Source organism: Oerskovia sp. Root22, from assembly GCF_001429135.1.
GTDB lineage: Bacteria > Actinomycetota > Actinomycetes > Actinomycetales > Cellulomonadaceae > Oerskovia > Oerskovia enterophila.
The window spans coordinates 65,898-80,390 of record NZ_LMIL01000004.1 but is presented as its reverse complement, the minus strand read 5'-3'; the positions used below and the strand labels follow the sequence as shown (position 1 = coordinate 80,390).

The window sequence follows — 14,493 nt, the reverse complement described above, 5'->3', positions numbered from 1 at the left end:
ACCTTGCACCAGATCTCCAACCTGCCCGGACGCCCCGGACGCGGCATCTCCGTCCTGGCCTACAAGACCGCCCAACGCGTCATCGGCTTCAACTGACGCGCCCAAGCTCCGCCGAAACCACCCCATGAACCCGGCCACGACGAGCCCGGTACCGTAGCAGCACGCGCCCCACAGTCCCCGGCTCACCCACGCCCCCGGCCGGCATGCGATGGCCCCCGTCCCGGGCCCCATCGCTCGCCCCGCAACCCCGGCTCGCGCCACGTCCGCTGCCTGGCACCAGTCCGCTCGCGACCTTGGCCGGCACCGTAGCCGCACGAGCACCTGGGCCCGGCCCCGCCCCTTTCCCTTGCTCACGGCCACCGCACGGCTCCTTCGCCGGCCCCAGGCGAGCCCTTGTCCGGCGCACAGCAGGAGATCCCCCGGTGGTGTTTTCGCGTAGCCACCACAATTGTGGTGGCTACGCGAAAACACCACCCTCCCCTCGGAGGAGGAGCTCCTGGGCTCCTGGCCCGCCCCTGTCACGACCCGGGCTCCATCGCCGGCCAAAGCGAGCCTCCGGCCCGGCACCAGCCCGCGTGGAGGCCGGACCCTGGTCGGCACCGTCGCCGCACGAGCGCCCCGGCCCACCCCTGCCCCTGCCCGCGGCCCTGCCCACGAGCTCCATTGCCGGCCATGACCCCGGCCCGCGCTGAGCCCTCTGCCCGGCGAACACAGCAGGATCCCCAGGTCGTGTCGTGCGCGTAGCCACCACCATCGTGGTGGCTACGCGCACACACGAACCTCCCCTCGGGCGAGGAGACCCCGGCACCCGCGGCACCCAGCCCCTCACTCGCTGGACAGGACCTCCAGTGCTCCGGGCCGGGATCAGAGCACGCACCCAGGGGCTGATGTTCGGTGGCCCCGCGCATCTGCCAGGGCCCGGCGAGGCCAGCCCGATCGCGCGCGAGACCGTTGTCACGGCTCCCTCGAAGTCCGTTGCTTCCGCGGTCGCCGTCGCGCAGCGCGGGCGTTCGCTCTGCAGCGCCGACTGGCGGTCGGCGCACCTCGCTCCGCGACAGGCCTGCTCGGCCTCCGACAGCGTCGCGCCGTGGAACGCCGGTGCTGATGACTCGGGACAAGCCCTCCGCCACTGACAGTGCGCCTCTTCGCCGTGCTCGATCTCGGAGCCGTCGACAGTTTGTGCGCTGAAATCGACAGGTTGTGCAGAACGGGCCGGAGCGTGCTGCCGGGCGCGCTGTGATGGGTGCGCTGGGCTCCGGTGATGGGACACGAGGTGTGCCAGAGGAACCGCAGCTTCGCACGGACCAGGAACGACGGGGACGTCGCCCAGGTCCACGCGATCGATGTTGCCACGAGGGGGCATCTAGAGCGCGGCAGCACTTGAAGAGTCGAAGGAGACACACACGTGTACACCCGCAAGCGCGACGAAATGGGATGTCGATGAAGACTACGGCGGCACGACGAGGCCAGAAGATGACCAGAGGGGCAAAGGGAGCGGCGGCGCTCTCGGCGATCGCCCTGATCGCGGTTGCGGGATGCACCAGCGGCACCCCCGACGAGAACGAGACGAACGACTCGAGCGCCTTCACCACACGTGAGGTCACGGACGGCAAGACCGAGTTCGTGGTCGTCACGAACCCCGGTGACGGACCGGTCCTCTCCTACGGCGCGGACAGCGGTATCGAGCTCCTGACCGAGGAGGTCGACGGCAAGAAGCTGGCGTTCAAGGACATGAACGCCAACGGCTCCCTCGACACCTGGGAGGACTGGCGCGAGACCGCTCAGGACCGCGCGGCGGCCCTGAGCGAGGAGCTCACGGTCGAGCAGATCGCCGGTCTCATGCTGTTCAGCTCGCACGAGCGTTCCCAGGCGGACGGGCTCACCGACGCCCAGAAGGAGTACCTGAAGGACTCCCGCCTGCGCAACGTGCTGCACGCCGGCCCGAGCGACGTCCAGGCCACGGTCACGTGGGCGAACGCGATGCAGGCGTACACCGAGTCGCTGGCCACCGCCGACGAGCCGTACATCCCCGTGAACTTCGCCTCCGACCCCCGTTCGACGGCAGGCAGCGGCGGCTACAACGCCGAGGGCGCGGACATCTCGCGCTGGCCCTCCAACCTGGGTCTCGCCGCGACGTTCGACACCCAGCACATGGACGCGTTCGCCGAGATGTCGTCCGCGGAGTACCGCGCACTGGGCATCACGACGGCCCTGAGCCCGCAGATCGACCTGGCGACCGAGCCGCGCTGGCTGCGCGTCGGCGGCACGTTCGGCGAGGACGTCGACCAGAACACCGAGCTCGCGGCGTCCTACGTCACGGGCTACCAGGGCACGACGGGCCAGGACGGCTGGGGGCCGGAGTCGGTCAACTCGATGATCAAGCACTGGGCCGGTGACGGTCCGGGCGAGGGCGGCCGCGAGTCGCACACGGACGTCGGCAAGTACGGCGTGTACCCGGGCGACAACTTCGACGCCCACACCAAGGCGTTCCTCGGTTCGCTCGACTCGGCCGCGGTCATGACCGCGTACTCGATCGCTCTCGACGGCAACGGTGAGCCGCTGTTCGGCGAGCGTGTCGGCACGGCCTACGACGACGCGCGCATGAACCTGCTCCGCAAGGACAACAACTACCAGGGTGTCGTCGTCACCGACTGGAGCGTCACGACGTCCGTGACCGACCCCGACGCGAAGCTCGGCACCGCCTGGGGCGCGGGCGACCTGACGGTGGACCAGCGACACTACGAGATCCTCAAGACCGGGCACGACATGTTCGGCGGCAACAATGCGATCGAACCCGTGCTCGCAGCGCACGCGTTGTGGCAGGCGGACTTCGAGGCGGGCGTCAACGAGATCGACGCCGACTCCCGGTTCCGCGAGTCCGGTGCGCGCATCCTCACGATGTTCTTCAACCCGGGCCTGTACGAGAACGCCTACCTGGACCTCGACGAGTCCAAGAAGGTCCTCGCCTCCGACGACAAGATCGAGGCCGGCTACTCGGCGCAGCTCGACTCGGTCGTCATGCTGAAGAACGACGGCGAGACGATCTCGGCCTCCGACGCCGCGGCGTGGAAGGACAAGACCGTCTACATCCCGCGCAACTACAACACGGGCTTCGACGGAGCGTTCGGTCCTGGTGAGTACGTCGAGGGCGAGGGGATCGACGTCGAGGTCGCGAAGGAGTTCTTCGCAGAGGTCGTGACGGACGAGGCCGTGACCGACGCCGACGGCAAGGTCACGAGCTACACCGCTCCCGACCTGTCCGAGGTCGACCTCGTCCTGGTCGGGATGGACAGCCCGGACAGCGGCAGCAACTTCACCAAGGCCGGCCGCGACGCCACGACCGGTGAGTGGTACCCCCTGTCCCTGCAGTACCGCCCCTACACCGCCGACGGCGCGAACGTTCGCCAGACGTCCATCTCAGGTGACATCCTTGCCGACGGGAGCCGGGAGAACCGTTCGTACTTCGGCAAGACGTCGCGTATCGCGAACGAGTCCGACCTCGACGCGTTCGACCGTGCCGTCGCTGCGATCGAGGCCAGCGGCCAGGACATCCCGGTGGTCACCGTGCTCAAGGCCATCAACCCGGTCGTCCCGGCCGAGTTCGAGAGCCGGTCCGACGCGATCGTCGTGGGCTTCGGCACGAGCGACAAGGCGCTCATCGAGGTCGCCCTCGGTCTCTACGAGCCGCAGGGCCGCCTGCCGATGCAGTTCCCGAAGGACATGGACACGGTCGAGGCACAGCTCGAGGACGTGGCCAAGGACATGACGCCCTACACGGACGCCGCGGGCAACGCGTACGACTACGGCTTCGGCCTGAACTACTCGGGGCCGATCACCGACTGACGGCCACGCACCGGGTGGCCGTCGGCGCGAGCCGGCGGTCACCCGGGCGTCGGCGTGTCCATGGACGCGCCGACGCCCGGGCCGCGGGGTGTGCTCGTGGCCGGATCTCATCAAGGAGCAGAAGTGAAGCAGAACAAGGTGCTGACCACCGGCCTCGGCGTCGTGCTGGGCCTGACCGGGCTCTTCGGGCTCACCGCCTGCGGCAGCGGCGACAGCGACTCCGGCGCGAACGCCTCCGCGGAGCAGGCAGCCGATGTCGACATCAAGGACGACCTCGAGAACGCCAAGACGGCCGTGACGGACGCCCTGGCCGAGGACGACTCCTGGGCCCAGATCATGCTTGCCAGCGACGTCAAGGCCCCGACCGTCAAGTACGGCCTCCTCGTGGTGCCCTTCACGGCCTCGGACGCAGCGTCGCGCGTGCAGGGCACGGTCGACATCAAGGACGGCAAGTTCACGATCGAGGGTGACTCGGCCGCCACCGGCCAGACGTGGCAGATCGACCAGGACGGAAAGATCTCCGAGGTGTCGGAGTAGCTCTACGGAGCACCGCCCGGTCCCTGGCCAGACGACGTCCGCGGACCGGGCCGTCGACCAATCACGACGAGACGCTGGCAGTGCGTCACGTCCGCGGCGCAAGCCGGCGATCCCCATGACCTGATCGCTGCCCGCACTCGAGGAGGAATGCAGTGAACGCCAAGGCGAACAACGCCGACCGGCAGAAGAAGCCGATGTCGAACAAGAAGTACCTGTGGATCTGGGCCCCCGTGCTCGCCACGGTGACCGTCGTGACAGTCGTCGCGAACGTGGGCCTCAACGTCGCGGGCGGCTGGGTCGCGTCCCAGTTCGGCTCCGGTACGTACGAGTTCACGAACGCGCCCGAGTCTGCAGGCTGGGACACCGAGTACTACACGTCCGACTTCGGCAGCATCGAGGAGGTCGACGAGGCGGCCAAGACTCTCGTCGAGGAGATCGCCGCAGGCGGCATCGTCCTGGCCAAGAACGAGGCGGGCACGCTTCCCCTGGCGACGAGCTCGCGCGTGACGATGCTGGGTCGCGCGGCCGCGGACCCGGTGTTCGGGGGCTCGGGCTCCGGCTCGGTCGACACGAACTCGGCCGTCACCGCCCGCGCCGGGCTGGAGAACGCCGGCTTCGAGGTGAACGACCAGGTCTTCACCACGATCGAGGCGTTCGCTGCGGAGAACCCTCGGGGGTACATCGAGATGGACCGCCCCGACATCTCCACCTACTACATCGGTGAGCTCCCGGTGGGCGAGTACGAGGCGCAGTCCGCGTCGTTCGCCGACTACTCCGACGCCGCCGTCGTGTTCGTCGGCCGGCCCGGTGGTGAGGGCGGCGACCTCACGCAGGACATGACCGGCTGGGACGACAACGCCGAGCCCGGTCAGCACCAGCTCGAGCTGAACCAGGACGAGAAGGACATGATCGAGCTCGCGAAGTCGAGCTTCGAGAACGTGGTCGTCGTGGTCAACTCCTCCACGACCATCGAGATGGGCGCCCTCCAGGACGACCCTGAGATCGACTCGATCCTGCTGGCCGGGTCGCCGGGCGCCACGGGCCTCAGCGCCCTGGGTCGCATCCTGGCGGGCGACGTGAACCCGTCCGGCCGTACCGCGGACCTCTGGGCGGCCGACTTCACGGCCGACCCGACGTTCGCCAACTTCGGTGAGTTCGTCTACGACAACATCGAGGCGTCCTTCCCGGTCCCCGCGATCGAGAAGGCCACCTCCAACGCCACGCTCACGTCCGACGCCCCGTTCGTGAACTACGCCGAGGGCATCTACTTCGGCTACCGCTACTACGAGACCGCCGCGGCCGAGGGCTTCATCGACTACGACGAGGCCGTCGTCTACCCCTTCGGGTACGGCCTGAGCTACTCCGACTTCGCCTGGAAGGTCGTCAGCACCGAGGCCGGCGAGGTCGACGGGAAGATCTCCGTGACGGTCGAGGTCACGAACACCGGCACGACCGCGGGCAAGAACGTCGTCGAGCTCTACTACAGCGCGCCCTACACGGCCGGCGGCATCGAGAAGTCGGAGGTCGTGCTCGGCGGCTTCACCAAGACCGGTCTGCTCGAGCCCGGCGCGAGCGAGACCGTCACGATCGACCTCGCGGTCGAGGAGATGGCCTCCTACGACCACCTCGACGAGGCCGCGTACGTCCTCGAGGCGGGCGACTACGCCATCACGCTGCGCACCGACTCCCACACGCTCGCTCCGGGCACCGAGCCGATCACGTACACGGTCGACTCCGACGTCGTGTACTCCGGCGACAACCACCGCTCGACGGACCTCGCCGAGGTCACCAACCAGTTCGACGACGTGTCGGCGCAGTTCAGCTCCGAGCCGACCGACGGCAAGATCCTCATGATGTCCCGCGCGGACTTCGCAGGGACCTTCCCGAAGGCCCCGACCGCGGACATGCTCGTCGCGGACGAGGCTGTGCAGGCCGGCTTCCAGCCCTGGGACGCCGACGCCGCAGCGGCTGCGTTCGACGGCGAGATGCCCACGACCGGTGCGCAGACCGACCTGACCCTCGTCGACATGCGCGGCCTCGCGAAGGACGACCCGAAGTGGGACGAGCTGCTCGACTCGATCGCCGTCGGTGACATGACGAGCATGCTGCTCAACGGTGCCTACCAGACGGCCGCGATCGGTTCGATCGCCAAGCCCCAGACCGTCGAGCCCGACGGCCCCGCCGGGTTCTCCTCGTTCATCAACTCCTCGATCAACGGCGTCGCCTACCCGTCGGAGTTCCTCATCGCGCAGACGTGGGATGTCGAGCTCGGTGCGGCGATGGGCGAGATGCTCGGCAACGAGGCGATGTTCAAGGACATCAACGGCTGGTACGCCCCGGCGATCAACCTGCACCGCTCGCCGTTCGGTGGTCGCAACTTCGAGTACTACTCGGAGGACCCGTTCCTCTCCGGCGCGATGGCGACCTCGGTGGCCAACGGGGCGGCGAGCAAGGGGATGTACACCACGCTCAAGCACTTCGCGCTCAACGAGCAGGAGACCAACCGCGTCAACAACGGCATCGCCACGTGGGCGACCGAGCAGACGATCCGCGAGATCTACCTCAAGCCGTTCGAGATGGCCGTCAAGAACATCTCCATGGACGTTCAGTACGTGTCGGACGCGGAGGGAACGATCTCGGAGACGACGATCGGCGCGGGCGGCATCATGAGCTCGTTCAACCGCATCGGTGCCACCTGGGCCGGCGGCTCGGAGGCGCTCATGACGGACGTGCTGCGCAGCGAGTGGGGCTTCGAGGGCTTCGCGATCTCGGACTTCAACCTGTACCCGTACATGAGCCCGAACCAGGGCATCAGTGCGGGCACCGACCTCACCCTGACGTTCCAGCCGTCGAAGTCCTTCGTGGACACCACGTCGGCGAAGGCGGTCAGCGACATCCGGGAAGCGACCCACAACATCCTGTTCACGGTCGCGAACTCCAACGCCATGAACGGGCTCGCGCCCGGCGCGACCGTCAGCTACACGCCTCCGACCTGGGTCTACATCCAGATCGGTGCGACGGTGCTGATCGGTCTGCTCGTCCTCGCCGGTGGGTTCATGGTGACCCGCCGCGTCCTGCGGCACCGGAAGGCGGACTCGTCCGTCTCCACGTCAGAGCGGACCCCCGTCGGCGCTGACGTCTGACAGCCGACCTTCGCCCCCTTCCGAGCAGCCGACCCCCTCCAGCTGCTCAGGAGGGGGCGAAGGTCTTCCTGCTCCCGGTCACCCTCGGCCGGGGTGCGGCGCGTGCGGGTGCTCGAGGAGCTCGTTGACCGAGCGGCGGCAGTCCTCGGTCGGCGGCAGCTGCTCGGCCAGCGCGACGACCCAGCCCGCGAGCCTGCGCAGGGCCACGTTGTGGTCGTTCGACGCTGCGCGCAGGACGCTGAAGGCGTCGTCCGCGCTGACGTCGCACGTGAGGGCCACGATGCCTTTCGCCTGCTCGATCGTGGCACGGTGCTCGACGACCGCCCGGATCTGGTCCTGGGCCAGTGCTCCTGCCCGGTGAGCGAGGGGGGTGGTCAGGTCGGTCAGGTAGCCCATCACCTCGACGACCCGATGGGTCGTGCGATCCCTGCGTCCCTGTCCTACGAGGCACACCGTCCGCTCACGTCCACGGGCGGTCACGATGCGGTGCACGCTCGTGAAGGGTTCGCCGTCCTCACCGGCGCATCGAAGTGCCTCCTCGACGTCGGGACGATCGTCGGGATGACGGTGGGCCAGGAACAGCTCGGTGGTGGGGGTGACGTCGTCGGGCTCGAAGCCGTGCAGGGCGTACGTCTGGCGCGACCACCACCAGCACCCGGACGCCAGGTCGTAGCGGAACTGGCCGACCGGGGGAGTGGCGACGGCGGCGCCGGAGCGTGACGCCGTGACCGGCTCGTGCCGGGAGGGGGCGATGGTCATGATGCGGGGCTCCTTCGGGTGCGGGCTCATCTCGGTGCTCGGCACCACCTCGTGCCCATCACTCGTCGAGGATCCCGCGTCCGGCGATCGGGCACCTCGACCGGAGTCGTGATCTTGCTCGTCGCCGTACCGCAGGTGCAGTACGCGCCGTGGGTCTCGTCGTCGGCGCCTCCGTCGAAGCGATCGTCGGGTTCGCGATCGCCTCGGGTTGCCTGGTCCGCTGGGACGAGGAAGCTACTCGGCGCGGGGCAGGAGGAACCCCAGCGCGACCAGGGCGAGGCCGAAGATCGTGAAGGTGCTCGCATAGGTGAGGATCGCGCGGTTGGCCCTGATCGCTTCGGTGGTCCATGCGAGGTCTTCGCCGTCCTGGTCGGCGTAGTACCAGACGGAGTCGTACATGAACCCGCCGTCGGAGCCGAAGGAGAGGAACACCCCGACGGCGACGAACGCGAGACCGGCGGCCACGATCGCGATCGGTCCCCACGGGATCTCGCGTCGTGGATGACGCACCGCCTCGGACATGTGTTCCCCCTGATCGTCGAACCGACGGGGGGAACGTACACCAGCCATGCTCGGTCGACGTAGCACCGGGACGCTGTGTCGATCGGCAGGGGGACCACTCGACGTGCCCAGCAGCGGCGGTCGAGCCGTGCAGCAGAACGACGGCGGGCACCCTCCCCAGCGCAGTAGGTGACCGTGCTGATGATGGGACGATGTGTCTCATGACCGAGCTGACCCTGCACGACGCCGCGAAGCGCCAGGTGGTGCGCTCCAACCTGACCCTGACCGCGATACTGGTCCCGCTTCTCGGGCTGAACGCGCTCACGACCATGATCACGACGCGCAACGTCTGGTTGGCCCTCGGCTATCTGTGCCTCGTGCTCGCCATGGTCCCGCTGGTGTACTTTCTCGCGCGCCGTATGGCTGACCGGTCACGGGTCACGTTCGGCGACGGCTCCGTCACCATGCAGGGTTGGGGGCGGCCGAAGAGGTTCACGGTCGCCGACGTGGAACGTGTGGTGACCATCGACCAGATGGGGTTCATGGGCACCGCGCCGACCCATCATCTCGTCGTGGTCGGGCCGCGAAAGCGCCTGCTCCTGCTCGTCGGGCAGATGTGGGACCGCGAGCAGCTCTCGGCCCTGGCGCTCGACCTCGCGCACCGCGGCGTCCCGCTCACGCCGATCCACCAGCCGGTCACTCCCGCACAGCTGCGCACGCTCGATCCCCGCCTCGTTCCCTGGCGCCAGGCCCACCCCGTGGCCCTCAGCCTGCTGGTCGTGCTCGGCGTGCTCCTCGTCCTCGTCGCGGTGTTCGTCGTCGTGGTCACGATCCTGGTCTGACCGACGTGACCGGGGGCGGCTGGCAGCCCGCGGCTCTCCCGACGGCACGAGCCTGTCCGGAGCGGGAGAGCATGATGCACCCCGGGACGAACGCGCCGAGCAGGACCGGGCCACCGACGAGCATCACGCCCCACACGAAGAGCGCGAGGTAGCCTGCGCCGGAGTTGCTCGTGGGATCGCTGTCGGCGTACGCGAGCAGGGCAACGCTCAGCACCCCCGCTGTGACCATCAGCGCGACCGGTATCCAGACCAGCGCCAACGCCGTTCGCCGGTACCCACGCGTGAACGCCGCAGGCGGGATCGCTGGCCGCGGCGGGTAGCTCGGGTACGGGGCACCGGTGTAGGGGTAGCGAAGGGGAACGGGCCCCGTCGACGGGTCCGCCGGCACGGGGTGGACGGGTGGCTTCGTCATGGTTCTCTCCTGATCTCGACCTGGGCCGGCCCGTAGCGGGCCCTCTGGTGTGTTCCCGGCGGGTGCTCAGACGAACCGCCGTCAGCGGCCTCGGTGCTCCGTGGCCTTCGCGGGCAGCAAACCTGGGGTCATCTCATCCGTCGTGGCCGACGGTCCTGGTGACGTCGTCTGGAAGCGCGTCCGGGACCGCGCCCGGCCAGTCACCCTCGCGGGCAAGCCTCTTGAGGTTGAGGGCGCCCTCGGGGCTGTCCTCGGACAGGGGGACGACGAGGGTGGTGTGCTGGGCACTCTCCCGGACCGGCCCGTACGTCCACCCAGCACCGGCGCCGCTCGCGGACAGGTCGAAGTACGGCTCGCCGTCGCCGGTGCTGGTCCTGATCTCGATCTGCGTGTTCGGCATGTACCCCTCGCCGACCGACCAGACCGACCAGACGACGAAGTCGACCAGCAGGTCGCCGTAGTCCACGACGTAGCCGGGCTCGATGGTGAGGGCGACCGTGTAGCCGGTGTTCCCCTTGACGTTGGGTCTACCACCACCGGTGAACTCGGTGACAGCGATGCCCGAGATCGCTTCGATGGACGCTCGAGCCTCGTCGAGAGTCTGTCCGGTCTCCGCATCGTGCGGAATCGTGTCCGCAGCGCTCTGCGGCTCTCCGGGGCGCGGCGGGCTCGAGCTGCACCCCGAGAGCGCGATGGTGAGGGCGACGACGGACGTCAGGGCGCGTCGTCGGGTGATCTTCATGCGAGGTGGGCTCCAGTCGTGTCGCGGATGGCTGCGGCCGGGGTGAGTCGGCTCCAGGCTGTGTGCTCAGCGCTCGTAGGGCTTCGCCCACCAGTCGTGATAGACGGAGACGTGGGTTTCGCTGCCGGTCCGCATGCGCAGCGCCATGTACGCGCCCCACCGGTACTCCTCCTGGTCGAGACCGTCCCCGGGGGCCTGTAGCTCCGTGAGGCACTCCCGCGGCATCTCGAGCGCGTCGGCAAGACACGCCACGTCTCCCCAGGAGGGGCCCACGACCGCCCCCACCTCCCCGAAGTCGACGAACCCGTCGTCACGGTCGATGTTCGCGCCCACGAGGCCCAGGTCGCAGTCGTCGAATGCCGTCGCCACCGCACGGATGTTCGCGCGGCGCTCACGATCTGGGCGTATCGCGACGTGCACGACGAGCGCGGCGACGGCGACGAGAACCAGCACGAGCGATACCGCGAGTGGGACCAGCCATCGCCGTCGGCGACGAGCCGAGCTGGCGAGCGATGGTGCGAGACCCCCGGTCGCGCGGGGGTCGGGGGGCAGAGCCATGGTTCTCCTGCACGTGATTCGTAGGAACTAGCAGGGCTCGTCACGGTCCCCAGGCAGGCGCCGTGCACCACCCACGGCTCGACCCCCGACAAGGCGGGGCGCTGCGCACGCCGCGCGACACCCCGCCTTGTCGTGCGTGGCCTAGCCGATGAACGTCCTCCATGCGCCGCAGTCCTTGATCGGGCCGCCGGCCGAGACGTCCTGTCGGCACGCGCGCACGGAGACCGACTCGCCCCGTGAGATGCCACCGGGGAACCAGGTGACGCTCGAGCCCACACCGTCGCTCGCCCTGTAGGTCTTGGTGGTCCCGTCGAACGTCACCTGCGCGACGGCGCTGGCGCCGTCCTTGCGGTTGTCGATGACCTTGACGTATGCGCTGTGATACCCCGGGTCGTTGGGGGCGAAGGTCGCCTTCGCGTAGCTGCCCGCACTGTAGACAGTGCCCGACGTGCCCGCGGAGGCACCGCTTGCCGTCGCGAGCAGCAGTACGCAGGCCGTGAAGACCGCTACGGCGATTCGTCGAGTTCTCAAGACGGCTCCTTCGTCGTCGCGCTTCGAGCTGGACGCGACGGTCGATCGTGACGGTGGGCTTCGAGGATCTTCGCACCCGGCAGCAGCAACGGGCGATGGGCACTGGTACCCATCCGGTCGCTCGACGAACCACGCCGGCCCGGCGCGACGGGGGCCGTGCTGCGGTCGCCTCAGGCGCGCAGAGCCGCTGATGTCCAGGCGCCTCTGGGATGTGTCGTACAGCACCTGGCCGTTTCGAGGTGCTTCTGGATGCCTACGTGAAACGGTCGTCACATCTGGCCGCTCTGAGAGGGGCGAGATGGAGTGCTTCCGCAGGTCACGGGCCTGACGTAGAGGTGCCCCGGGTGGGATTCGAACCCACACTGGATCGGGTTTGAGCCGAACGCCTCTGCCGGTTGGGCTACCGGGGCATCGACCGTCAGGGGACCTCAAGGGGCCCGCTGCGGTGCGTGGACCATCGAACCACAGAACCGGGACGAAACGAGAATCACACCCGTCCAGCGGGGCGCCCGGGGTGTTCTCCCACTACGATGAGGGACGTGAGTGACGACAACGCGCAGCCCGATGCCACGGCACCGCTCGACCTGCCCCCCCTGATCCAGCCCGAACCGAGCGCCGTGGCCGAGGCCGCGCCCGCGCCGTCGGGTGCCCGTCCTGCTCGTCGAGCGGTCGTCGCCGAGGACGAGGCCCTGATCCGCATGGACGTCGTCGAGACGCTCCGCGAGGCAGGTTTCGACGTCGTCGGGGAGGCGGGCGACGGTGAGACCGCGGTCAAGCTGGCCCTCGAGCTCAAGCCGGACGTCGTCGTCATGGACGTCAAGATGCCCGAGCTGGACGGCATCTCGGCCGCCGAGCGGATCGGCAAGGCGCACGTCGCGCCCGTCGTCCTGCTGACCGCCTTCTCCCAGACGGAGCTCGTCGAGCGCGCACGCGACGCAGGAGCCATGGCGTACGTCGTCAAGCCGTTCAGCCCCTCGGACCTGCTGCCCGCCGTGGAGATCGCGATCTCCCGCTACTCGCAGATCAGCGCCCTCGAGTCCGAGGTCGCGGACCTGGCCGAGCGCTTCGAGACCCGCAAGCGCGTCGACCGCGCCAAGGGCCTGCTCATGACCAAGATGGGGCTGTCGGAGCCCGAGTCGTTCAGGTGGATCCAGAAGACCTCGATGGACCGTCGCCTCACCATGCGTGAGGTCGCGGACGCCGTGATCGAGCAGGTCGGCGGCGCCTGATCCGGCATGCTCATCGCCCGGGATCGGCCTGTGAACTGCCCCTTTGTTCGGGACGCTCAACAAGGCTATCGTCATGGACAGGTGTCCAGTTCGACGAACCGGGCACTCACGAAGCATCAGTCGATCGATGACCGGGGGCGCTCGTCGGTGGCAGGTAGCTCGTCTGCCACCGGGGTGCTCCGAGGTCGGAGGATCCTATGAGGAGGTTCCACGTGCGTGCAGCAGTTGTGGTCAGGCCTGCGGTCGGCGACGACCTTCCTGGCGTCGCCGTGCTGTGTGCCGAGGCGCGTCGTGAGTCCGCCGCGGGCCCCCAGGTCTGCCTCTCGGACGAGTCCAAGCTCGTCCGCCAGCTGAGCGTCCTCCTCGCGGTCCCGGGCGGGTCGATCCTCGTGGCCTTCCAGGACGACGTCCCCGTCGGGTTCCTCCTCGCCCGCGCCCTCGAGCCGCACATCTTCAACGACGAGCCGAGCCTCTACATCGAGGCCCTCTACGTCTCGCAGGACGCGCGCCGTCGTGGGGTCGGGCACGCGCTGCTCACCGCGACGGCCGAGCTCGCGGCCCAGACCGGCGCGGTCGACGTCTTCTCCGTGCCCATCCCGGGCTCGCGCGGCGTCCAGCGCTTCCTCGCCCGGCTCGGGTTCGCGCCGGCCGCCGGTCACCGTGTGGTCTCCACGTCGGTGCTCCAGCGCCGCCTCGCGGCGGACTCGGGCACCTCGCGTCGCGGGACCCGTGGTCTCGAGGACCTCATCGCCCGCCGCCGCAAGGCCCGGACCGAGGGGCAGACCGGCCCCGTCGACCTGCGTGCCTTCCAGGAGGACCTCCGCGAGTCGACGGCCCCGCTCGTGAGCGAGACCGCGGCCCGCTGACCCAGCCGGAGACCACGAGAGGCCCGGCGCGAAGGACGACCTTCGCGCCGGGCCTCTCTCGTTGCAGTGGTCAGCGGCCGTCGAGCACCATGCACGTGAGCCGGGCCGTGCAGACGCGCCGGGCCTCGTCGTCGACCACGACGATCTCGTAGCTCGCGGTCGTCCGCCCCAGGTGCAGAGCCGTCGCGACGCCGTGCACCGACCCTGAACGCACCCCCCGGTGGTGCGTGGCGTTGATCTCGATGCCCACGGCCGCGCGCCCCTCGCCCGCGTGGATCTGCGCCGCGATCGACCCGAGGGTCTCGGCGAGGACCACCGAGGCGCCGCCGTGCAGGAGCCCCGCCGGCTGGGTGTTTCCCGCGACCGGCATGCTGCCGGTGACGCGGTCGGGCGCGACCTCGACGAGCGTGATGCCCATGCGTTCGATGAGTGTCCCCGCGGTGCTGGCCCGCAGCGCCGCGAGTGCCGCGTCGTCGGGGAAGGTGGTCGGGCTCTCGGCTCCGTGCGTGTCAGTCATAGCGGATAGGTTT

General features: G+C 69.2%; 13 protein-coding genes and 1 tRNA gene. 6 read left to right on the top strand and 8 right to left on the bottom strand.

Annotated elements, in window-relative coordinates; all coding sequences use genetic code 11:
• The first annotated feature begins 1,473 nt into the window (after positions 1-1,473).
• From ASE15_RS04735 to ASE15_RS04725, 3 genes are all read left to right on the top strand, one after another.
• Complete coding sequence (locus ASE15_RS04735; RefSeq protein WP_235534165.1) at positions 1,474-3,843, top strand: glycoside hydrolase family 3 N-terminal domain-containing protein; 2,370 nt, start codon at positions 1,474-1,476, stop codon at positions 3,841-3,843.
• 123 nt (positions 3,844-3,966) lie between these two features.
• A complete protein-coding gene (locus ASE15_RS04730) occupies positions 3,967-4,380 on the top strand; it encodes a hypothetical protein (protein ID WP_056651503.1) in 414 nt (137 codons plus the stop codon).
• A gap of 152 nt (positions 4,381-4,532) precedes the next feature.
• Entirely contained in the window at positions 4,533-7,523 is a 2,991-nt protein-coding gene (locus ASE15_RS04725; protein ID WP_056761921.1) for a glycoside hydrolase family 3 C-terminal domain-containing protein, read from the top strand.
• Between the two features lie 78 nt (positions 7,524-7,601).
• Here the strand turns inward: ASE15_RS04725 and ASE15_RS04720 are convergent, their stop codons facing one another.
• Together ASE15_RS04720 and ASE15_RS04715 are read right to left on the bottom strand one after the other, a co-directional pair.
• A complete protein-coding gene (locus ASE15_RS04720) occupies positions 7,602-8,282 on the bottom strand; it encodes a PAS and ANTAR domain-containing protein (protein WP_162259120.1) in 681 nt (226 codons plus the stop codon).
• Positions 8,283-8,516: 234 nt separating this feature from the next.
• Positions 8,517-8,804: a hypothetical protein gene (locus ASE15_RS04715; protein WP_056761917.1), complete on the bottom strand. Its 288-nt coding sequence runs from the start codon at positions 8,802-8,804 to the stop codon at positions 8,517-8,519.
• Positions 8,805-9,004: 200 nt separating this feature from the next.
• Here ASE15_RS04715 and ASE15_RS04710 point away from each other — a divergent pair, with 200 nt between their 5' ends.
• A complete protein-coding gene (locus ASE15_RS04710) occupies positions 9,005-9,625 on the top strand; it encodes a hypothetical protein (RefSeq protein ID WP_056651515.1) in 621 nt (206 codons plus the stop codon).
• On the opposite strand, the gene ASE15_RS04705 is transcribed toward ASE15_RS04710, so the two are convergent.
• From ASE15_RS04705 to ASE15_RS04685, 5 genes are all read right to left on the bottom strand, one after another.
• Positions 9,609-10,037: a hypothetical protein gene (locus tag ASE15_RS04705; protein ID WP_056651517.1), complete on the bottom strand. Its 429-nt coding sequence runs from the start codon at positions 10,035-10,037 to the stop codon at positions 9,609-9,611. The two genes, ASE15_RS04710 and ASE15_RS04705, sit on opposite strands and share 17 nt — an antisense overlap.
• 133 nt (positions 10,038-10,170) lie before the next feature.
• Positions 10,171-10,779: a hypothetical protein gene (locus ASE15_RS04700; RefSeq protein WP_056761914.1), complete on the bottom strand. Its 609-nt coding sequence runs from the start codon at positions 10,777-10,779 to the stop codon at positions 10,171-10,173.
• A gap of 66 nt (positions 10,780-10,845) precedes the next feature.
• Positions 10,846-11,232: a hypothetical protein gene (locus ASE15_RS04695; RefSeq protein ID WP_056761912.1), complete on the bottom strand. Its 387-nt coding sequence runs from the start codon at positions 11,230-11,232 to the stop codon at positions 10,846-10,848.
• 246 nt (positions 11,233-11,478) lie between these two features.
• On the bottom strand, positions 11,479-11,868 hold the full coding sequence (locus ASE15_RS04690) for a hypothetical protein (protein ID WP_056761910.1): 390 nt from the start codon (positions 11,866-11,868) through the stop codon (positions 11,479-11,481).
• A gap of 336 nt (positions 11,869-12,204) precedes the next feature.
• A tRNA-Leu gene (locus ASE15_RS04685) sits at positions 12,205-12,278 on the bottom strand.
• A gap of 120 nt (positions 12,279-12,398) precedes the next feature.
• Here ASE15_RS04685 and ASE15_RS04680 point away from each other — a divergent pair.
• Both ASE15_RS04680 and ASE15_RS04675 read left to right on the top strand, forming a co-directional pair.
• Positions 12,399-13,097 (top strand): ANTAR domain-containing response regulator, encoded by a 699-nt coding sequence (locus tag ASE15_RS04680; protein ID WP_139107620.1) that lies wholly within the window; start codon positions 12,399-12,401, stop codon positions 13,095-13,097.
• 212 nt (positions 13,098-13,309) lie between these two features.
• A complete protein-coding gene (locus tag ASE15_RS04675; RefSeq protein WP_056651528.1) occupies positions 13,310-13,963 on the top strand; it encodes a GNAT family N-acetyltransferase in 654 nt (217 codons plus the stop codon).
• Between the two features lie 70 nt (positions 13,964-14,033).
• Here the strand turns inward: ASE15_RS04675 and ASE15_RS04670 are convergent, their stop codons facing one another.
• On the bottom strand, positions 14,034-14,480 hold the full coding sequence (locus ASE15_RS04670; RefSeq protein WP_056761907.1) for a hotdog fold thioesterase: 447 nt from the start codon (positions 14,478-14,480) through the stop codon (positions 14,034-14,036).
• Positions 14,481-14,493 lie beyond the last annotated feature (13 nt).

Bases quoted from the DNA above. Each gene is read 5' to 3' on its own strand.
- ASE15_RS04735 (WP_235534165.1), top strand. From the start codon at position 1,474: ATGACCAGAGGGGCAAAGGGAGCGGCGGCGCTCTCGGCGATCGCCCTG.
- ASE15_RS04720 (WP_162259120.1), bottom strand. From the start codon at position 8,282: ATGACCATCGCCCCCTCCCGGCACGAGCCGGTCACGGCGTCACGCTCC.
- ASE15_RS04715 (WP_056761917.1), bottom strand. From the start codon at position 8,804: ATGTCCGAGGCGGTGCGTCATCCACGACGCGAGATCCCGTGGGGACCG.
- ASE15_RS04710 (WP_056651515.1), top strand. From the start codon at position 9,005: ATGACCGAGCTGACCCTGCACGACGCCGCGAAGCGCCAGGTGGTGCGC.
- ASE15_RS04705 (WP_056651517.1), bottom strand. From the start codon at position 10,037: ATGACGAAGCCACCCGTCCACCCCGTGCCGGCGGACCCGTCGACGGGG.
- ASE15_RS04700 (WP_056761914.1), bottom strand. From the start codon at position 10,779: ATGAAGATCACCCGACGACGCGCCCTGACGTCCGTCGTCGCCCTCACC.
- ASE15_RS04680 (WP_139107620.1), top strand. From the start codon at position 12,399: ATGAGGGACGTGAGTGACGACAACGCGCAGCCCGATGCCACGGCACCG.
- ASE15_RS04670 (WP_056761907.1), bottom strand. From the start codon at position 14,480: ATGACTGACACGCACGGAGCCGAGAGCCCGACCACCTTCCCCGACGAC.